Below are 21,328 nucleotides of genomic sequence, written 5' to 3' on the forward strand. Positions count from 1 at the left end.
GATGAATGGTTAATGGCTTGAAAGGATCGGCAACAATAGGAAGGTTTTTCGGTATGGCGGATGAGGGCTGTCACAATGATGAAAGCCCTGCCGCCGAAGGTGCTGACCGCGGATTTCCGCGGATGGGGGCTGGCACCCGGGATCCTTGCCGCGAAGGGGGAACCGCGACGCACGCAACGAGCGCAACGAAATGCAGAACGACGGCATTCCGGCCCTTCATCTGCGCCATTCCGCTATGGCGGAACAGGTCCTGCGTGATCTGCGGTTTTCCCTTCACTTCGATCTGCGGTAACAAAAAGGGCCGCCCCGAGAGGCAGCCCTTTCCGTGGGAAATAAGACTATGATCAACGCACCAGCGGTACGCGGAAGGTGCGTTCGGTATCGCCGCTCTTCACGCGCACGAACCAGACGCCGGTGCCCAGTTCGCGGTCGGACAATGTGATGCGTTCCGGTTTCACGATGTGGTCGCTGCCCATCGCCACGCGGCCAGTAGCGTCGAACACGGTGACGTCCACCGGTGCATTGCCGAAGGGATGGTCGATCACTAACTGCTGTTGCGTGGCATACACGTTCAGCGTGGCGGAGGTGCTCACTGGCGCAATGGCCGTGGCCATGTCCACGGTGACCTCTTGGGTGATCACGTCCGTGCAGGTGCCATCGGTGGCGGTGAGGGTCACCGTGTAGGTTCCGGGCTCCGCATAGATGTGTACGGGGTCCATCTCGGTGCTGGTGGTGCCGTCACCGAAATCCCAGGCCCAAGCATCGCTGCTTGCACTGGTGTTGGTGAAGATCACCGGTTGGTCCTCCACGGCCGTGCCGTTGGAGAAGCCCGCGATCGCGCCTTCGCCCGCTGGTACCGAGTAGCTCTCCGTGGTTGTGCAACCCGCTTCATCGGTGATGGAGACCTGGTGCTCGCCTGCCGTCCCGATGTAGGTGGTGCCGAGGGTGCCGTCGTTCCAGATGTAGCTCAGGTCGCCGGTACCTCCGGTGGCCTCGATGGAGAGGGAGCCGTCCGTGCTGTTGGGGCAGGAGGTGGCGTCGCTGGCGGTCACGCTGCTTTCGATCGCCGCTGGCGCATCAATGCTGAAGTCCGAATAGACCTCGCCGCAGACGCCGATGGGGGAGACCCGCACGGTGTAGTTGCCCGCGCCGAATTCGTTGTTGATGGCCACGCCGTTCTCCACACCGCTCTGGGTCAGGAGGATATTGCCGGAGGCGTCCGTCCAAGTGACATCCACCGGTCCGTTGGCGACCACCACCGTGGCAGTGCCGTTGGGCGTGTTGGCGCAGGTTGCGTTGTCGGCATGGAACGGCAACGGTGCAGTGCCATGCAGCATGAAGCGGGGGCTGTCGGCGTCATCGTCGGCATTGGCCGTGAAGCTGTAGCTGGCACCGTCCGTCAGCGGGGTGATGGTGCCTGTGGAGAGGTCCTCCAAGCTCAGGCAGCTGAGGTTGTTCATGCCGGTGATGCCTGCGCTGATGGTGTAGGTGCCGGTCACGTCCACGTCCACGGTCACCGGGATGGTGATGTCCGTGGTGTAGGCCCCGAAGAAGTCAATGGCCAGCTTCTCAGCGTTCGCTCCTTGCGCGGCCACTTGCGGGGTCCCGATGGTATGGAAGTTCATCTTGAGCGCGTCCTCGGTGTCTTGGCCCGGGGTACCTTGGTCGAAGACGAAAGTGGCCATATCACTGTACTGGTTCAGGGCGCTGGCCACGGTGAGGCGCACAAGGGGCCGCACCGCCTGCTGGCTTCCGCCGAACGCGCCGCCGGTGAGGTCGTTCACTTTGGCCGCCTCGCTCACCGTGGTGGTAACGTTGGTGCCGTTGGCCTTCAACCAGAAACCCTGGCTGCTATGGATCGTGCCGTCCGCCTCGCCATTTGGAAAGCCGGTGGAATAGTACTCAAGACTGCCGGTCATCGGGTTGAAGATCGAGTACTGGGCGGGCACGTCGCTGCCACGGGTGATGGACTCGAAGTCGATGGCGCTGGGCAGGGGGTTGCTCACGAGGTTCCAGCCGTCTTCACTGTTGGTGCCTGAGGTGGTATAGCTCATGGGCAGGGTGATGGCCGCGCTGGCGATGGTGGGCGTGCCGGTCACGTCCACCGTGAAGGCAGCGGTGGTGTTGAAGTTGTCGCCGCTCCAGGCCAGGAAGCCTTGGCCCACGGTGAGCGCCTGTGTGTTGCTGGTAACGCCCATGATCCCGATATCGGCATTCGCAGTGGCGTCGGTCTCATCGTAGTAGCGGATGCTGGGCCAGAGGATATTGCTGCCCGTAGGCTGGTCGAAGGTGGGATAGGCCGAGCCGGTATAGCCCGCAGTGATGAAGTCGTCCTGCCAGTCGTTCACGGTCCTGCCGTCCACGGGGCTGCCGAGGAAACGCCAGTTGGTGGCTCCAGCGGGGATGTAGCGTTGCACGGTCATATCCCCGGTGTAGCTGGCACCACTGGCCACGGACCCTAAACGGCCGGTGCCGGTCGCGGTGCTGGTGAGCGTCAAGGAGCCCAGTGGGTCTACCTCGAAGTCGCCGTCTTCCAGCAACAGCGTCCCCCGGATCTCGATGGTGGCATCGGTGAGCAGGTCGCTCGGTACGTCCGCAGTGAGGTTGAAGAGGTCCAAGGTGTTGGTGCTGGTGATCACCACGCCCCCGGTGCCGAGGAAGGACAGGGTGCTGTTGTCATTGGCGGTGAGGGTTCCGCTGAAGTCGCCGTCGCCATGGGACTTGAAGTTGGCGGAGGCGTTGAGCACCAGCGTTCCGCCCGCATCCACGGTCACATCACCGAGGTCCACGTCGGCGGTGTTGGTCACGTTGTCGCCGCTTTGTACCACCATGTTGCTGCCTGCGGTCCATACTGCGGGGCCTGCAGTGCCGCCGGTGGTATTGCTCCAGATGGCACTGGTCACATTACCGTTGCCCCGGCTGTAGTAAGTGGGAATGGCGTCGGTGGTCACAGTGATCGGATCGCTGTTGGCCGAAGTGCAACTGCCGGTCTCGGCACGGACCACGTAGTAGTAAGTGGTGGCCGGGTCAAGGCCGCTGACGGCCTGGGAGGTGCCCGCCACGCTCATGTCCGTGACCACGTAAGCATTGGTGACCGAATTGAAGGTGTGTGACCCGAGGGAGTCCACATCGTCCTGCGCAAACCCGTACCACTCCGTGGCCAGCGTGGGGAAACCAAGGCCGGTGGGATTGGTGGTAACACCTCCCGAGACGTTGGCTTTCCGCACCAGCGTCTGATCTTTCGTGGAATTGCCGCCACCGGTCCAATCCGATCCGGGGTCATTACCGATCTCGCCGATGATGTCCACATAGCTGGTGGTCGAGACCTTATACAAGGCAAAGGCATCATTGCCGTTGAAGTTCAGTGCGGAACTGGTGGTTGCCGCGCCCCCATAAATGGTTGCGCTGCCGTTCTTATACACGACCGTACTGTTGTTCGCCAAGGAGCCGGACAATGCATCAGACCCAGTAGGTGAACCAGGTGTACCGCCGCCGTTGGAAAAGAGGTGCAACTCATAATCGCTGAGATCGACCGAAGCACCGGTGCCGTTAAAGATCTCGATGTATTTGTTGCTGCTGCCGCCTTCCACGTACTCGGAGATGAACAGGTCACTGGCCAGGGTGGTGGTCTGGGTATAAACGTCCAGTCGGTAGCCCGTTGCGCCGCTTACCGAACCCCAGTTCGCGGTAAAGCCTGCCGTGCCCACGCTGGTGCCGGCCGTTGCGGTGGGCGCGCCGATCGTGGCCGTGGTGAAGCTGCCTTCACTGCCGTATGTGGTGCCGGAGGCGCGTGTGGAGTAGGCCCGGTAGTAGTAGGGCGTGCAGGGGCTCAGAGCGGTGAGAGCGCTGGAATAGTCGATGCCGCTGAGGTTGGTGCTGGCCACTGGGGTGCCCGTGCCCGGAGTAAAGCCCATGGACGTGCTGTACTCGATGCCGTAGGCCGTCATGCCGCAGCCCGCGATGTTGATCTGCCCGGCCACCGTGGCCGTGGTGGTAGTGATGGCCGAGGCGGACCCGGTGGTCAACGTGGGTGCCGTGTCCACACCACTGCCGCTGGCCGCCACGTTGATGTCACTAGCGCCGCCGCCTCCCACAACGATGTCGCCGCTATAATCCAACGTTGCGGTCGGGTTGAAACGCACATCGATGGTCACTGGTCCATAGGTACCCGTGCCAGCGGTAAGGGACAAAGAGGTGAAATAAGGTGCACCGCCCGTTGCGCTGTACTCAAAGCCGCTCAAGGCCGCAACCGTTACGTTGGCCCCGGTCAGATTCGTGCCGCTGATGGTGAACGTGTTCGGGCCATACGGACCGGCGTTTTTGCACTGGGCACCGAAGGCGGTGAGCGAGGAGGCGGTCAAATTCGGTGAACCGCCAGCTGAGGTGGTCAGGTTTTGATCCGATGAGTTCCCGCTGCTGAATGTTCCCACCGAATATTGGTTCGAACCCCGCACGCGGTAGTAATAGGTAGTGGATGCGCTGAGGCCCGTGACCGAAAGCAAATTGGTGGCCTGCCCGGAAACATAGAGGTTGTTATAGCCGGTGACAAAGCTGGCGAATGTGGGGCTGGTGCTCACGTCGATGCTATAGCCGGTCACGTCACTTACCGTGCCCCAGTTGGCTTGAAAGCTGCTGGAGGTGATCACGCTGGCCGCTGCGGAAGTTGGAATGGCAGGGATGGGATTGATCAGGATATTGTCCATATCCACGGTGCCGGTGCCTGCACTAATGACAAATTTCAAGTCAGTTATGGTTTGCGTCGCAGATTGTATGGTCACATCATTGAATTCGCGGGTGGTGCTGATCCAGATGTCAGCCTTGTCGTTGTCGACCGACTCGTCGCTTCCGTCCGGAGCGCGATAGGTCATGGTGGCCCCTGAGTTGTTCATGACCCAAGTGATGGTCTGCGTACCGGAGTAGTTGGCAGAGTTCGTCCCACCCGTCACATCGCGAATGCTGAATTGACCGGCCGTTGTCGTCCAATTCAATCCGATACGGGCGTAAGTATTGGCGTTGGATTCGGCGCTATTCGCGGTCCCGAAACCGGAACCTACCTGCCACACCGCAGCGGTGGTCTGGTTGGCGGAATTGCCCGATACAGTAAGGTCGAACCGGTACATGAGGCTGCTTGGGGTCGGAGAAAAATCGGTTGTGCGCGAGAAGTTTCCGGCATTCGCCGTTCCCCGGGCATAACGGAGCTTGTTGCTCCCGGTCGTGTTAATGGAGAGTACGACGCCCGCACCCGAAGTGCTGATAGCGTTCCATTGGCCGTTGCTTGGCGCGCCGTTGGCGTAAGAGGAGACCGTGGTGGAGGAACTGAAGTCCTGCTCGAGCAATTGGCCGCTCACTTGCATGGCACTACCTACCCCCAAGAGGATAAGTATCAGCGTTTGGAACGGTCGGAAACTGGCAGGCAGGAGCGTAAAGAACTTCTTCATGGAAGAGGGGGTTGGATATGTCCGTGTCAAATGGGCGACACTTGCCCAAGCTCACAAAAGTAACCGTTTCCTTGGATCAGCAGCACTCCTTATTTCCGTATCCCGGAGGCTACGGCGCGCTTGCCTAAAGCAGCGCCCACATACGCCTCACCAGTCCGTTCTCGAACGCGTAGATATGCCGCACCAGCCCTTGGGAGATGGCGGACCCGTTCAGTCCGCGGACCGTCTGCACAAGCGTGACCAACTTATACCCGTTTGCGTCCAGTTCGAAATGCTTCATCTCGAAGTGGGGGTCCAGCACGGCCCATTGTCGCCGCCAGTATTCACCCACGGCTTCCGGGCCGCGCAGGATCGCCCCTGCCAATTGGTCCGGCCACTCCACGTCCGGGGCCAATACCCGCAGGGCCACGGCCACATCGCGCGCGTTGAAGGCGGCATAGCTGGTGCGAAGTTCTTTGGGAGGGAGGGTTGGGGGTGTTTGGGCGGCCCGCGGGGGGGTTGGGTCCACGGTGTGTTGGAGCTCATGGGCCGTGTGTTCAGCGCAGGCCCTTCTAGCGGCCGCCTGACGCCTGAGGCAAGATGTTCCGGTGCGCCGGGGGGGGGCGCGGGGGGCGGGGGAGGCGGGGGGAGGCCGGGCCGCGACCAGGCGGGGGAGGGAGAAGGGGGGGGCGGGGGCGAGGGCGGGGGGGGGGGGGGGGGGGGGGGCGGGGGGGGGGGCGGGGGGGGGGGGGGGGGGGGGGGGGGGGGGGGGGGGGGGGGGGGGGGGGGGGGGGGGGGGGGGGGGGGGGGGGGGGGGGGGGGGGGGCCCCCGGGAAAACGGGGGCGGAGAAACGGGGGGGGGGGGGGGGGAAAAACCGCGCGCCCCCCCCGCCCCCCGGGCCCCCCCCTTTCGGCGCGGAGCGGGCCCGGAAACGGCCCCCCCCCCCCCCCAACCCCCCCCGGAAAAGGGCCCCCCCGGGGAGGCCCCGGGAGGGGCCCCGAGCCCCCCCCCCCCCCCCCCCCCCCCCCCCCCCCCCCCCCCCCCCGCCAGACCCCGGGCCCGGCCCCCCCCCCCCCGGCCCCCCGGTTCTTCCCCCCCCGGCCTGGCGCCAAAACCCCCCCCCCCCCCCCCCAACAGGCGGGGCGGTCCCCCCCCCCGCCCCGCCTGGGGCTGGGGGGAGGGGGGAGGGGGAAAAAAAAGGGGAGGCGGGGCGGAAGGCGGGGGGGGGAACCCGGGGGGGGGGCCCCCCCCCGGGCCCCCGGGGGCCCCCCCGGCGGGGGCCCCGCGGGGCCCCCCCCCCCCGGGGGGGCGCGAGAGGGAAGGGCCCCCCCGGGGCGGGGGGGCCCGGGGCCGGACCGGGGACCTGTAAACGGCCCCCCCCCCCCCCCCACCCCCCAAAGGAGGAAAAGAACCCCCGCCCCCCGGCCCCCCCCCCGCGGGGGCGCCGCCAGGGGGGGCCCCGGGGGTTTGGAGCGGTCCGGGGGGGGGTTCGGCGGGGGGGGGGGGGGGTGGGGCGGGGTTGTTGGTTCCCCCCCCCCGCCCGCCCCCCTTAGTCCCGCTCCCCCCCCCCCCCCCAAAAAAGAACCCCCCCCCCCTCCCCTCCGTTCTCCCCCCCCGTCCTTCCCCCCCCCCCCCCCCCGCTGCCCCCCCCCCCCTGCCCCCCCCCGGCCCGGCCCCCCGCCCGCCCCCAGGGGGGGTTGTGAAAATTTGTGGGTGGGGGGCCGGCGGGGGGGGTGGTGGTTGGGGCCCCCCCCCCCGCCCCCGCCTTCCCCCCCGGCCCGCCCCGCCCCTCCCCCCGGCCCCCCCCCCTCCTTCTTCGCGCGGGCCTGCCCCGTTTCGGCCGGCCCGGCCCCCCTTGTCCTTGGAAGGGGGGGCCCGCCCTCCCCCGGGTGGGGGGGGGGGGGGGGCCGGCGGGCGGGGGAGCCCCCCCGCGCCTCCCCCCTGCCCCCGCCCCCTTCGCCCCCCCCCGTTCAAGGGGCCCCGGCCCGCCCCGTGCCCCCCCGCCCGGCGGGCCCGGCCCCCGCCCCCGCCGGGGGCGCCCCCCGCCGCAGCGGGGGGGGGGCCCGCCCCCCCCCCCCAAAGGGGGGGGGGCGGGGGCGCCCCGCGGCGGCCCCCCCCTGCCCCCGCCCCCGCCCCCGCCCCGCCCCCCCCCCCCCCCCCCCCCGGCCCCCCCCCCCCCCCCCCCCCCTGGCCGGTCCCCTGGCCCGCGCAAAAGGGCCCGGGGGGAAAAAAAATTTTTTGTTTTCGGGCGCCGCGCCCGCCCGCCCCCCCGGGGGGGGGTTGCGCCCCCCCCCCGCCCCCCCCCCGGGGCGGCCCCCCCCCCCCCCCGGTGGCCCCCCCCCCGCCGCCCCCCCCGGGCGGCCCGGCGCCGGCCGGCGGGGGGGGCCCCCCCGGGGCGCCCCCCGGGCCCCGGCGGCCCCCCGGGCCGGCCCCCCCCCCCCCCCGCCCCCCCCGCCCCCCCCCCCCCCCCCCCCCCCCCCCCCCCCCCCCCCCCCTCCCCCCCCCGCCCCGCGGCCCCCCCCCCGGGCCGCGCCCCGCCCCCCGCCCCGGGGGGGCGGGCGGGGGGGGGCCGGGGCCCCCGGCCCCCCCCCCCCCCGCCCCGGCCGCCCCCCTCCCCCCCGCCCGCCCCCCCCCCCCCCCCCCCCGGCCCCGGCCCCCCCCCCGCCCGGGCCCCCGCCCCCCCCCCCTCTCGCCCGGGCCCCCCCCGCCCCCCCCCCCCCCCCCGGGGCCCCCCCCCCCCGGCCCCCCCCGGCCCCCCCCCCCCCCCCCCGGCCCCCCCCCCCCCCCCCCCCCCCCGCCCCCCCCCCCCCCCCGCCGGGCCCCGCCCTTCCCCCCCCGCCCCGGCCCCCCCTTCCCCCTCCCGCCCCTGGCCCTTTTCCCCCCCCCCCCCGCCCCCCCTCCCTTTTCCCCCCCCCGCCGTTTCCCCTTTGGCCCCCGGGCCTCCCCGCCCGCCCGGGGGGGCCTGGGGTTGCCCGCATCGATGGTGCATGCGGCGCTGCGGCCTATTTTTGCGGCCGTTCCGGCGGAAAACAGCCCCGGTCAACAGCCTCATAGTTCAACGGATAGAATAGGAGTTTCCTAAACTCTAGATCCAGGTTCGATTCCTGGTGAGGCTACTTTTTTGAAACCGGAAAGCTGAAACCGGAAAGTTGAAACGGGAGCTCATGAAGCGCTTCACGTACTACGCGGTACTTGACGCGCTGCACCGGCAATTGGCGCATTACGCCTATCACGTCGGCCAGGTGGTTGTGCTGGCTCGTGCCTTCACCGGTGCGGAATGGGTTTCGCTCTCCATCCCGCGTGGCGGGTCCCGCCGCTTCAATGCGGATCGAGGGCTCTGATCTTCAGCGATCGGTTCCGCTGATGCCTAACAGGGGCGTGTGTGAAACTGCGGCCTGTGCGCGGAACGCGGGTGGAGCACCGGCCTACCTTCGGCGCAACCCGCAACGTGCCTATGCCCGATCTTCGTCCTGTCGTTACGGCCCTGCTGCTCATCGTCGCCGGACGCCTCTTGGCACAGCCTGCCAACAGTGATTGTTCCGGTGCGGTGGACCTGTGCGCACAACAGGCCATTGCAGGCGACAATACCGGGGCTGTGAACAGCATACCGGCTTTCTGTCAACCCGGCGGGAGCGCGGTGTGGTACAGCTTTACCTCCAACAGCGTGGGCGGTACCGTATCGGTCAACGTGGACGGCATAGACTGTCCCGGTGTCGCGGGCATGGACGATGAGCTGAGCGCCGTGATACTGAGCGGTGATGGTAGCTGCACGGCTCCCAGCTTCCAAGCGGTCTCCGTATGCGCGTTCGATCCAGTGGCATTCACGGTGACCACAACGCAGGCGCTTCAACCGCTCAGGCAGTATTGGGTGGTGGTGAGCGGCATGCGGAACAACGGTGCGACGATCGCTGCCCAATGCGGTTTCAATGTATCGGTGAGCGGGCCCGGCGCCGATATCGTCAACGTGGATTTCGATGCAGGACCGAGTGTTTCCATCGCGGCCGGTGCCAGTACGCAGCTTAATGCCACGGGCGGCACCACATACGAATGGAGCCCCACCTCCGGGCTGAGCGGCAACACTGTGGCCAATCCGGTGGCCCAGCCGAGCGAGACCACCATCTACACCGTGACCACCGTGATCGACGGCTGCACCTATGTGGATGCCCTTACTGTCGACGTGAAGCGGCTCGTCGATCCGGTGAACACCTTCACCCCGAACGGCGACGGCATCAATGATACATGGACGATCCCGGGCATCCGCGACTATCCCCAGGCCGATGTAAGCGTTTATGACCGCTGGGGCCAGCGCGTCTACCACAGCATCGGATACCGTGAGCCCTTCGACGGGGCGGGGCTGCCCACGGCCACCTACTACTGGCACATCCAGGTCAATGACATCAAGGGCAAGTCCGATCCTTACACCGGGTATGTCACCATCATTCGCTGATGCGCATCCTCGCCCCCCTTCTCCTGCTTGCCTGCACCCCGGCATGGGCGCAGCAGACCGCGCAGTACACGCAGAACGTGTTCAACATGTTCGCCATCAACCCCGCCGTGGCCGGCAGCAAGGACTGCATCGATGTGCGCTTGGGCTATCGCCAGCAATGGGTGGGCTTTCCCGGTGCGCCCGTCACAGGATGGGCCACGGTGGCCGGTACCATCAAGTCCAAGCGACGCTCCTTCCACGCCAATCGCCATGGAATCGGGACCTTCGTGGAGGCCGACCATACGGGGCCGCTCGGGTACACGTCCTTCCAGTTGGCCTACGCCTACCACATCCAGATGAAGCAGGACTTCTACATGTCCTTGGGCTTTTTTGCGGGTCTGCGGCAAGAGAAATTGTCCCTGGGCGATGTGTTCGCCGATGATAACAGCGATCCCGCACTGGCGAATAACGGCAGCGTGTTCGTCTATCCGGACGTCACGCCGGGGATCTGGTTCTATGGCAAGTCCACTTGGGCCGGGCTTTCCGTCCAGCAAGCATTGGGCAACAAGGTGAAAGGGATCGGAGTGGAAACCCGGCTCACGCGGAACTATATCGCGAGCCTTGGCCATCGCTTCAGGCTCAACAAGAACTTCAGCGCCGTCCCTAGCGGTTTGTTCAAGCTCTCGCCGGGTTCGCCCTTGGCGATGGACATCAATGTGATGATGGAATACCGCCGTAAACTGGGTCTGGGGGTCACCTACAGGAACCAGGACGCCGTGGCCTTCATGATCAAGTTGCCCTTCCTGAAATTCTTCACGCTCGGGTACAGCTATGACATCACCACGAGCAGGCTGCGCGTGGGCGGTGCGAACACCCACGAGCTCATCCTCGGGATCTATCCCTGTGCGGCCCTGGACCCAAGCAAAGCGATCGTACGATGCCCCATCTTCGAATGAGCAACCCCTGGCGATCTTTGACGCCCGCCCTCGCCGCACTGCTGTGCGGTATCCTTTTCTCCGGCGCCGCTTGGGCGCAGCAAGAACGGCACTGGGTGGGCGGAAGCGGCCAGTGGAACGACCGTGCGCATTGGTCTCTCACGGCCAACGGCCAAGGGGGCGAGAACGTGCCGCGTGGCAATGACGCGGTGATCATCGCCCCGACGAACGGGGAGACCACGGTGCGGATGGACAAGGATGCCGATGTGCGCAATCTCTTGGTCGACGGAACGCGGGGCGGCGTCGTCCTGCAAGGCGGAAATGAACGGATGCGCGTGGGCGGAGACCTCGTCCTGCGCGGCAGCGTGACCTGGGCAAGTACGGCCACCGTGGAATTAACGGCGGAAAGGGATGTGGCCCAGCTGGACCTGCACGGCATTCCCTTGGGCGGCGACCTGCGCTTCACGGGCGGTGGCACTTGGTCCATGCGGAGCGACCTGGTCCTCGGCGATCGTGCTGATCTGGAGTTGCGGTCGGGGACGCTGGTGACGAACGGTAATATGCTGAAGGCGGGCAAGCTGGTCATCGCGGACAAGGGTGCGAAGCTGATGGCCGGCAGTTCCGTGGTATTGCTCATGCAGACGATCAGTCCTGGCATAGGCCGTGATGCCGTGGACCCCGGAAATTCCAGGTTGTTGGTCGGTGGAAACCCCGTGGAATGGAACACAGGTTCCGGACAGCAGGATGATCTGCGTGCCGTGAACGTATGCGCCACCGGCGTGGGCCAGACCCCCTTCACCATCGATGCGCAGCTGCTCAGTAACTATAACGGATTCGGTGTGAGCTGCCATGGTGTGTGCAACGGTTCCGTGCGGGTCACGGTGACGGGCGGCATTGGCCCGTTCATCTACAGTTGGATCGGAGGGCCTGCGACGGCCACATGGAACAACGTCTGTCCCGGCAATCAGATCGTCATTGTAACGGACCAAGGGCAGGGCGTGAGCTGCGCGACCACCGTGCAGGTCACCGATCCCGCGTTGTTGAGCGTGATCTTCGCCGCGACCCAACCCCCCACCTGTGCCGGTGTCTGCAACGGGTCTTCCTCCGCATTCGCAGTAGGTGGCGTACCGGGGTACGATTATTCATGGAACAATGGTGCCGGGACCGGGGCGAGCTTCAACCAGCTATGCCCGGGAAACAACACGTTGCATGTCACGGACGCCAATGGATGCGCTTTCGACACCACCTTCAATTTCCCCATCCAGCCCATCCAGCCGAACCTCACGAAGACGGATGTGAACTGCGCGAACGCCTGCGATGGGACCGCGCAAGTCGCTCCCACCGGAGGTACGGGCAGCTTTACCTACGATTGGGAACCCGGTGCACCTGCGGGTGACGGTACTTCCGCGGTCACCGGCCTTTGCGCCGGGGATTATACGATCACCCTCAGCGATGTGAACGGTTGTGATACCACATTGCTGTTCACCATCAACCAGCCGCCACCGATCCTGCCCAATGCCACGCACGTGGACGCCACCTGCGGCAATGCCTGCGACGGCACTGCCACCGTGGCGCCGACCGGAAGTGCCGGCCCGTTCGGGTACAGTTGGTCGCCGGAACCTGGCGGAGGGCAGAACAGCGCCACGGCCACGGGGCTATGTGAGGGTGTGTACGAGGTCACCATCGTGGACATCGGAACGGGCTGCGACACCGTGGTGGCGATCACCATCGATGCACCACCGGCCATCGTGCCCAACCCCACGAGCACCGATGCTACCTGCGCAAACAGTTGTGACGGCACGGCCACCGTGGCCCCGACAGGAGGAACACCGACGTACGATTACCTCTGGAGTCCGGAACCACCGGCAGGCCAGAACACGGCGACGGCTTCCCAGCTCTGTCCCGGGAACTGGAGCGTCACCATCACCGATGATGCCGGTTGCGACACCACGGTGCAGTTCACCATCATGGCGCCACCGCCCATCGTTCCCAACGCATCGCAGACGGACGTGAGCTGTGCCGGTGCCTGCGACGGCACAGCCACCGCACCGGCCACCGGCGGAACGGGCACTCTCACTTATGACTGGCAGCCCGGAAATCCCGCAGGTGACGGGACCTCGGCGGTCTCAGGCCTTTGCGCCGGGAACTGGAGCGTCACCATCACGGATGACAACGGTTGCGATACCACGGTGCAGTTCGTCATCACGGAGCCTTTGCCTTTGACGGCGACCGCGAGCCAAACGAACGTTACCTGCGGAGCCGATTGCGACGGCACCGCCACGGTGGTGGTGTCCGGTGGCACACCGGACTATATCTATGTATGGTCGCCCGCGCCACCACAAGGGCAGGGTAGCCCCACAGCCTCCCAGCTCTGTGCGGGCGCATGGAGCGTTACGGTCACGGATGCCCATGGATGTGAGCTGGTGCAGAATTTCACCATCCTGCCAGCGGTCCCGATCATGGCCACCGTGCAGACCACGCCGATCAGTTGCGCGAACGTGTGCGACGGCACCGCGACCGGCGTGGTATCCGGAGGTGCCCCACCGTACACGTATCTGTGGGCGCCTGAACCTCTTGGTGGGCAGGGCAGCTTGAATGCGACCGGTCTTTGCGAAGGCCCCGGAACATTTACCGTTACGGACTCCTTGGGCTGCGACACCACGATCGCGTTCACCATCACCGCACCACCACCTGTTCAAGTAGCATCCACAGTGACCGACGCGAGCTGCTCCGGCGATTGCGACGGCTCCATCGTGCTGATCGCCACCGGAGGAACGGGACCGTTCAGTTATTTGTGGACACCGGCATCGGCCGGCATGGGAGCTTCCGCAGTGGATCTCTGCCCCGGGGAATACGATGTCGTGGTTTCCAGCGGTGGATGCGACACCACGCTGCACTTCACCATCGACCAGCCACCCGCCATCGACGTGAACTTGTCCTTCACAGCTGCGAACTGTGCGAATACGTGTGACGGCACCGCCACATTGTCCGGCGACCTCACCGGCTTGACCTTCAATTGGTTGCCCGAGCCTGGAGCAGGACAAGGCACCGCAAGCGTCACCGGCCTTTGCCCCGGGCCGAATACCGTGACCATCGCCAATGCCGCCGGATGTGATACGCTGATCGCCTTCACCATCGTTGCGCCATCGCCGATCGTGCCCGATCTGCAGATCACGGATGCCTCGTGCGGCACCGCTTGTGACGGTGCTGCGGTGCTGAACGTTTCCGGAGGTACGCCGGGCTACACCTACCTCTGGGTCCCGGACCCCGGCACAGGCCAAGGCACTTCCACGGCCGGTGAGCTTTGTCCCGGCGATTACACCGTGACCATCACGGACGCGGCCGGTTGCGACACCACGGTGCAGTTCACCATTTCAAGGCCTTCGGGGATCATGGCCTCGGGAACGGTGACACCTGCCAGTTGTGCGAACACCTGCGACGGAGCGATCGACGTGACCGCTACCGGTGGCGTGGAGCCTTACACATGGGCGTGGCTGCCCGAACCCAGCACTGGCCAGGGCACCGGCTCCGTGACTGGACTTTGCCCTGGTGCGTGGACGGTGACCATCGGCGATCAGGCCGGCTGCGATACCACATTGGTCTTCACGGTGGGATCCCCCGATGCGATCGATCCGCACGGCGTGTTCACCAATGAAAGTTGCCACGGTCCTTGCGATGGTACCGCCACCGTTTCGCCCACCGGCGGGAACGGAACATACACCTACACTTGGTCGCCGGCGCCACCGGTAGGTGCGGGCACGAACTCGGTCAGCGGTCTTTGCGCCGGTGATTGGTGCGTAACGGTGACCGACGGTACGGGCTGTGACACCACGTGGTGCTTCACCGTTCTGCCCAATTCGCCGATTACCGCTTCCGTGTCCACCGTGGACGGAGGCTGCTGGAACGAATGCACCGGCGAGGCCACGGTCACAGCTTCCGGAGGTGTCGGGAACTTCGATTATCAATGGACGCCGGAACCGGCCACTGGGCAAGGCACGGACCATGCCACTGGACTGTGCCAAGGGCCCGGCAGCGTTACCGTAACGGACCAAGCAGGTTGCGACACCACGTTGAACTTCGAGATCTTCAAGAACCCGCCGATCGAGCCGGACCTCACGGTTTATCCGGAAACCTGCGCAGGCACATGCACGGGTGAGGCAGGTGTGGCGCCCATCGGAGGTAGTGGAACGTACAGCTATCTCTGGCTGCCTGCGCCGGGCACCGGACCGGACACGGCCTCCGTGGCCTTAGGGCTGTGTGCCGGCGTGAATTATACAGTCACCATTACCGATGGGAATGGCTGTGATACCACAGTGGCGTTCACGGTGCCGGCGTTCGTGCCGATCGAGCCCGTGCTCAGCCTTTCACCTGCTACTTGCTCGAACACATGCGACGGCTCGGCCACCGTGCTCAGTGTCGCAGGAGGCATCGCGCCATACACCTATTTCTGGGAGCCGGAACCCGCGAACGGACAGGGTGATCCCTTGGCAACGGGATTGTGCCCCGGAAGTTATCTCCTCACGGTGGGGGATGTGAACGGCTGCGACACCACAGTGAGCTTTGTGATCACTGCGCCCGCGCCCATCGATCCACAGGCTACCATCACGCCCATCAGCTGCGGCGGCCAGTGTACCGGGGCCATTGACCTGGACCCGCAGGGCGGCAACGGCGGATTCACTTACACATGGACACCGGAGCCGCCACAAGGACAGGGGACCGCGCAAGTGAGCCAGCTATGCGCTGGAGATTGGACCGTGGCGATCGCGGACGCCAATGGTTGTGATACTACGGTCACCTTCACCCTTGCGGAACCCTTGCCGATCGTGGCAAGTGCTGATGTGACGCCCAGCCATTGCGGAGTCTGCGATGGCGCGGCGCAATTGCATGTTTCCGGCGGGAACGCACCGTACTCCTTCTTCTGGGGACCGCCGCTGAACATCACAACGACCGACAGCCTCCGGATCGACCTGTGCGGAGGAGTCTACCCGGTCGTGATCACGGATGCTTCAGGATGTTCCGTGCACCTGGTGGTGGCCGTGGCCGATGACGACGGCGAGGTGCTCACCATGACGGACGGCGTCACGAGCTGCCCGGGCGTTTGCGACGGAACGGTTTCCGTGGCCTATAACTGCAGCGCTGCACCTTGCGAACTGAACTGGCTGGACCTCCAAGGCAATGACCTCGGCCAGAACGGCACGGTCACCGGGCTTTGTGCCGGCAGCTACCTCGCTGTGGTGATCAATGGCAACGGTTGCATCAGCATCGATACGGCGTTCGTTACCGGACCAACACCACTGACGGCCAACATCAGCAGCACGCCCGCCAGTTGTGCGAACCTCTGCGACGGAACGGCCACCATCGGCGTTGTCGGCGGCGTCGGACCGTTCGACTATGCGTGGAGCCCGCTGCCCGGGGGAGGGCCGAATGCGCCCCACGTCACGGATCTTTGCCCCGGTAGCTATGACATCTTCGTGCATGACCAAGGCGGTTGCGATGCCACCTTCAGCGTGCTCATCACCGCTCCGTCCCCCATCACCGTGGACGCCACCGTGACCGAAATTTCCTGTGCCGGCCAATGCGACGGGGCCATTACCGTGAGCGGGCAAGGAGGCACAGGTGCCTTCAACTATACATGGTCGCCATCACCACCATTCGGGCAGAATACGGGCACGGCCAGCGGACTTTGTCCGGGGACTTGGTCCGTGACCGTTGCTGATGCCAACGGCTGCGACACCACCGTGAGCTTCACATTGACCGCCCCGCAGCCGTTGACGCTTTCCGGATCCGGCACCCAAAGCCATTGCGCGCTCTGTGACGGCACGGCCACGATGCTGGTGACCGGTGGCTCCGGCACGTTCGACATTCAATGGACCCAAGGCGGTGCCACGGTCGGCAACGGGCAAATATTGACGGGTCTCTGCGCCGGGATCTATCTGGCCACCGTGACGGATGCGCAGGGCTGCTCCGCGATGCAGACCGTGGTGGTGTCCGATGCCAACGGGGAAGCGATCACGGCGATCGATGGCCAGACCTACTGTGCTAATTCCTGCGACGGCGAAGTAAGCGTGTCCTTTAACTGCGTGGACGGCCCTTGCGTGGTCACCTGGTCCAGCATGGCAGGGACCCAATTGGCGCAAGGTCAGAATACGCTGTCCGGCCTGTGTACTGGAAGCTATCTGGTTCAAGTGCTGAACGGCAGCGGATGCACGACCATCGACACGGCCCATGTCGTGCCTTCACAGGTGATAGTCCCGAACCTGTCCACCACCCCCGTGAGCTGCCACGACCTCTGTGATGGAACGGCAACGGTGGGACCCACCGGCGGGAACGCACCTTATACCTACACGTGGAACCCGCCTCCTCCCGGTGGGCAGAACACGCCCCACGCCACCGGTCTCTGCCCGGGCGTTTATCACGTGACGATCGCGGATTCCACCGGATGCGATACCGTGGTGAGCCTATTGATCACCGCGCCGCAGCCGTTGACGGTCAATGCCCAAGTGACGCAGGTTTCCTGCAACGGGGCCTGCGACGGTAGCGTGGTTCTTTCGCCAACAGGCGGCAATGGGTTCTACTCCTACGTCTGGTCCCCAATGCCTCCGAACGGTCCCGGAAGCAATGGCGCGTTCGATCTCTGCCCGGGTGATTGGTCGGTGACGGTGGCGGATCTCAACGGCTGCGATACCACGATCACCTTCACCATCACCGAGCCGGACCCGCTGACGGCCGCGACCAGCTCCACCTTGAGCACGTGCAGCATCTGCAATGGAACGGCCTCGGTAATACCGTCCGGCGGTACAGCACCTTACCTGATCACATGGCTGCAAGGCGGCGCGACCATCGGCACGGACAGCACGATCACCGACTTGTGCGCGGGATTGTACACGGTGCAGGTGGTGGACGCCCACGGTTGCATGGTGGAAATGCCTGTACCGGTCAGTGATGTGGGAGGGGAGACGGTGAGCACCACGGACTTCAACCTGATCTGCCCGAGCTATTGTGATGGTGAGGTGACAGCGACCTTCGATTGCACCGAACCCACCTGTACCACCGCTTGGTTCGATGCCGGAGGGACCGATCTGAACGAGCCGGGCAACACGCTTTCCAACCTCTGCGCCGGCACCTATTTCGTGCAAGTGACGAATGGCTTGGGATGCACCACCATCGACACGGCGAGCGTGATCGCACCGGACCCCATCGTGGCCAACCTAAGCACCACACCAGTGACTTGCGCGGGTGATTGCGACGGCACGGCCACGGTCGGTCCCACGGGTGGGGCCGGTGGCTATGAATACGAGTGGATATTGGGCTCGGGCACGGCGCAAGGCACCCCGCACGTGGTCGATCTGTGCGCGGGCACGTATTCCGTGACGATCACCGACCAAGCGGGATGCTCGATCACCCAGGATGTGCTCATCCTTTCGCCTGCGCCGATCACCGCATCTGCCGTGGTGGTGCCCATTACCTGCAACAGTGCGTGCGATGGCAGCATCACCGTGATGGGCCAAGGCGGCACCGGCACCTTGACCTATCAATGGTCGCCGGAGCCGGACATGGGGCAGGGCACCAACACCGTGACCGGCCTCTGTGCGGATGCATGGAGCGTGACCATCACCGACACCCACGGCTGCGACACCACCTTCACGCTCACCCTCACCGATCCACCGGTCCTCACGGTGGACCTGACACATACGGACAATGTCTGCTTCAATGATTGCGTGGCCACGGCCCACGTGGATGTGGCCGGGGGCATATCGCCCTATGCGATCACTTGGACGGGTCCCGATGGTAGTGTGCTCGATCAGGACGTGCAGGATGTGTTCGGGCTCTGCGGAGGCGATCACATCGTGACGGTCACGGACGCGCACGGCTGTTCGTTGACAACATCGTTCACAGTGGCGACAGGCGCGCCGATCGAAGCGAACCTCACCTTCCTTGGCGAAAGCTGTAACGGCCCCTGCGACGGCAGCGCGGCGGTGGCGCCTACGGGTGGAACGGGGTCCGGGTACGCCTACAATTGGCAGCCGGGCAACCCGACCGGTCAAGGCACCGAGCAGGTGAGCGGGTTGTGCCCCGGGAATTGGACGGTGACGATCTCCGATGGTGCGGGATGCGATACCACTTACGCCTTCACCATCGCTCCGTTCATGCCGATCACGCCCGTGGCCACCGTGCAGCAGGTGGTCTGCAACGGGGCCTGTGATGGCAGCATCGACCTGGCCGTGATCGGCGGCGTAGGCAACCTCACTTACATCTGGACCCCTGAACCCGGCAGCGGACAAGGCACTTCCTCGGTCGGTCAGCTTTGCCCTGACAATTGGTCGGTCACCATCACGGATGCCGTGGGCTGCGATACCACCGTCAGCTATAGCATCACGGAGCCGCCGGCGTTGACCGTGCTCACGGACACCGTTATATCGGCAAGCTGCAATACGGCGAGCGATGGTGCGATCTCCATTTCGATCACCGGCGGAGTTCCGGGCTATACGGTGGAATGGATCGGCCCCGATGGGTTCACTTCCAGCGATGAAGACATCAATGCGGTGCTGCCCGGGACCTATGAGGTCACGGTGACGGACCTCAACGATTGCCAGATCACCAGCACCATCGTGGTCGGAGCGCTGAACTCGGTAGTGGCCGATGCCGGGCCGGACCGCGTGGAATGCTCGGATGTGCCGATCATATTGGACGCGACCGCCAGCCAAGGTGCGAGCACCTACCAGTGGTCCGATGTCCAAGGAGGAAATATCGGTACGGACCCTGTCATTAACCTGGGGTCGCTTTCCGACGGCACGTACACCTACGTGCTCAACGTCGCGGACGGTGTCTGTTCCGATGCCGATACGGTAGTGATCACGGTGCTGCCCACGCCGATCGCCAATGCGGGGGCTGACCGCAGCATCTATGTGCAGGGCACCACGGAGTTGGGCGGATCGCCTTCGGGCCCTCCGGGAAGCACGTTCGCGTGGCAGCCGGACACCTTGTTGGACCATCCGGACATGCCGAACCCCACTGCCACGGTCAGCAGCACCACATGGTTCATCCTCACGGTGGTGGGTCCCGACGGCTGTGTCAGCCTCGACTCGGTGCTGGTGACGGTCGTTCCCGAAGTGAAGGTCCCCAGCGGGTTCACGCCCAACGGCGATGGGCACAACGACACCTGGGTGCTGGACTTTGCCATGCTGTTCCCGGACCTCGATGTCCAGGTGTTCAGCCGATGGGGCGAACCCTTGTTCCGAAGTGTGGGCTATGCCGTGCCGTGGGACGGCAAGTACGATGGGAAGACCGTTCCGATGGGCACGTACTACTACGTGATCGAACTGCACGACCCGCGCTTCCCCGATGCGCTCACCGGACCATTGACCGTGATCCGATAACCCATGGACACCATGCGACACCTCCTCCTTCTCCTGATCGCCGGATCGTCCCTGCAAGCCGTGCGGGCACAACAGTTACCGCAGTTCAGCCAGTACAACAGCCAGGACTACCTGTACGATCCCGCCGTGGCCGGCAGCAGGCCCTGGTTCGAGATCCGAAGTGCCCACCGCAACCAATGGGTGGGGATCCAGGACGCCCCGCGCACCTTCGTCCTCAGCGCCACCACGCCCTTGGGCAGCAACATGGGCGTGGGCGGCTATGTCTTCACGGACAACGCAGGGCCTTCGCGGCGCACCGGCATGCAGATCAGCTATGCCTATCATCTGAAGATCAATGACAAGATCAAGCTGGGCATGGGCCTTTCCTTCGGCATGCTCCAGTTCCTGATCGATGGCTCCAAGATCCAGTTCCACGACGCCGACGAACCCTTGATGGACGATCAACTGCGCGGTTCACTGATGCCCGACGCCACCTTTGGCCTCTACCTCTACCATGAAAAATGGTGGTTCGGGGCCACGGCGCCGCAGCTCCTGAGGAACAGGGTGTGGTTCTACGATGAAAATGACCAAAGCCTGAGCCAGTTGGCTGCGCATTATTATGCGATGGGCGGCTACCGGATCCCGATCGGTGAGAACCTCAAACTGGAGCCGTCCTTTCTGCTGAAATACGTGGACCCCGTCCCTCCAAAAGCAGACCTCACCGCCACCTTGAGGTACCGGGACATGGTCTGGATCGGTGCCACATACAGGACCGAGGACGCCATCAGCCTAATGGTCGGTTATTGGATGAAAAAAACATTCCAGTTCGGCTACAGCTACGACCTGACCACCACGGGGCTCCGGAATTACACTTCAGGCACGCATGAGGTCATGCTGGCGGTGACATTTGGAAAGGAACGGTCAGCGCCGGGTGCCGGAAAAGCCTTGGCTCCCACGCCTTAGATCCCCGGGACCGGGGTACATCTGGAAAACTACGTGATCCGTCGAGCAGGCAGGTGATTTGGTCGGCAGAAGTGAGCGTCAACGCTTGCGTAAGGCCCGTGGTCGTTGCGGTTTCTCTATCTTGCGGCACCATAAAGTGCCCGGAAAACCTCCGGTCGCCGGGTATGCGATGACTGCGAACAGGCCTCTTCTGAATCTCTTGCCAGTGCTGTTTTCGCTGGCCATGGCTA

7 protein-coding genes and 1 tRNA gene are annotated in these 21,328 nt (G+C 65.0%); 6 read left to right on the top strand and 2 right to left on the bottom strand.

Features of this window, described 5'->3' with window-relative positions:
- Positions 1 to 344 precede the first annotated feature (344 nt).
- Positions 345 to 5,438 (bottom strand): lamin tail domain-containing protein, encoded by a 5,094-nt coding sequence (locus tag IPP95_12415; protein ID QQS71975.1) that lies wholly within the window; start codon positions 5,436 to 5,438, stop codon positions 345 to 347.
- Between the two features lie 124 nt (positions 5,439 to 5,562).
- The gene (locus IPP95_12420; GenBank protein ID QQS71976.1) at positions 5,563 to 5,946 is read right to left on the bottom strand and encodes a nuclear transport factor 2 family protein; all 384 of its coding nucleotides are present in this window, start codon (positions 5,944 to 5,946) and stop codon (positions 5,563 to 5,565) included.
- 2,516 nt (positions 5,947 to 8,462) lie between these two features.
- Here IPP95_12420 and IPP95_12425 point away from each other — a divergent pair.
- From IPP95_12425 to IPP95_12450, 6 genes are all read left to right on the top strand, one after another.
- Positions 8,463 to 8,534, top strand: a tRNA-Arg gene (locus IPP95_12425).
- 48 nt (positions 8,535 to 8,582) lie between these two features.
- A complete protein-coding gene (locus IPP95_12430) occupies positions 8,583 to 8,759 on the top strand; it encodes a DUF1572 family protein (protein QQS71977.1) in 177 nt (58 codons plus the stop codon).
- 56 nt (positions 8,760 to 8,815) lie between these two features.
- Positions 8,816 to 9,865 carry a gliding motility-associated C-terminal domain-containing protein gene (locus IPP95_12435; GenBank protein ID QQS71978.1) on the top strand — a complete coding sequence of 350 codons (1,050 nt, stop codon included), beginning with the start codon at positions 8,816 to 8,818 and terminating at the stop codon, positions 9,863 to 9,865.
- On the top strand, positions 9,865 to 10,800 hold the full coding sequence (locus IPP95_12440) for a type IX secretion system membrane protein PorP/SprF (protein ID QQS71979.1): 936 nt from the start codon (positions 9,865 to 9,867) through the stop codon (positions 10,798 to 10,800). Before IPP95_12435 ends, IPP95_12440 begins: the two co-directional genes overlap by 1 nt.
- Positions 10,797 to 20,156 carry a gliding motility-associated C-terminal domain-containing protein gene (locus IPP95_12445; GenBank protein QQS71980.1) on the top strand — a complete coding sequence of 3,120 codons (9,360 nt, stop codon included), beginning with the start codon at positions 10,797 to 10,799 and terminating at the stop codon, positions 20,154 to 20,156. The genes IPP95_12440 and IPP95_12445 overlap by 4 nt, the downstream gene beginning before the upstream one ends.
- Positions 20,157 to 20,168: 12 nt before the next feature.
- Positions 20,169 to 21,098 (top strand): type IX secretion system membrane protein PorP/SprF, encoded by a 930-nt coding sequence (locus IPP95_12450; GenBank protein ID QQS71981.1) that lies wholly within the window; start codon positions 20,169 to 20,171, stop codon positions 21,096 to 21,098.
- Positions 21,099 to 21,328: the final 230 nt, after the last annotated feature.

The sequence above is a fragment of the Flavobacteriales bacterium genome, assembly GCA_016700415.1.
In the GTDB taxonomy this organism is placed as follows: Bacteria; Bacteroidota; Bacteroidia; order Flavobacteriales_F; family PHOS-HE28; genus PHOS-HE28.

Excerpts from the sequence above, each read along its gene's own strand:
- IPP95_12440 (QQS71979.1), top strand. The coding sequence starts at position 9,865 with ATGCGCATCCTCGCCCCCCTTCTCCTGCTTGCCTGCACCCCGGCATGG.
- IPP95_12450 (QQS71981.1), top strand. The coding sequence starts at position 20,169 with ATGCGACACCTCCTCCTTCTCCTGATCGCCGGATCGTCCCTGCAAGCC.
- IPP95_12415 (QQS71975.1), bottom strand. The coding sequence starts at position 5,438 with ATGAAGAAGTTCTTTACGCTCCTGCCTGCCAGTTTCCGACCGTTCCAA.
- IPP95_12430 (QQS71977.1), top strand. The coding sequence starts at position 8,583 with ATGAAGCGCTTCACGTACTACGCGGTACTTGACGCGCTGCACCGGCAA.
- IPP95_12445 (QQS71980.1), top strand. The coding sequence starts at position 10,797 with ATGAGCAACCCCTGGCGATCTTTGACGCCCGCCCTCGCCGCACTGCTG.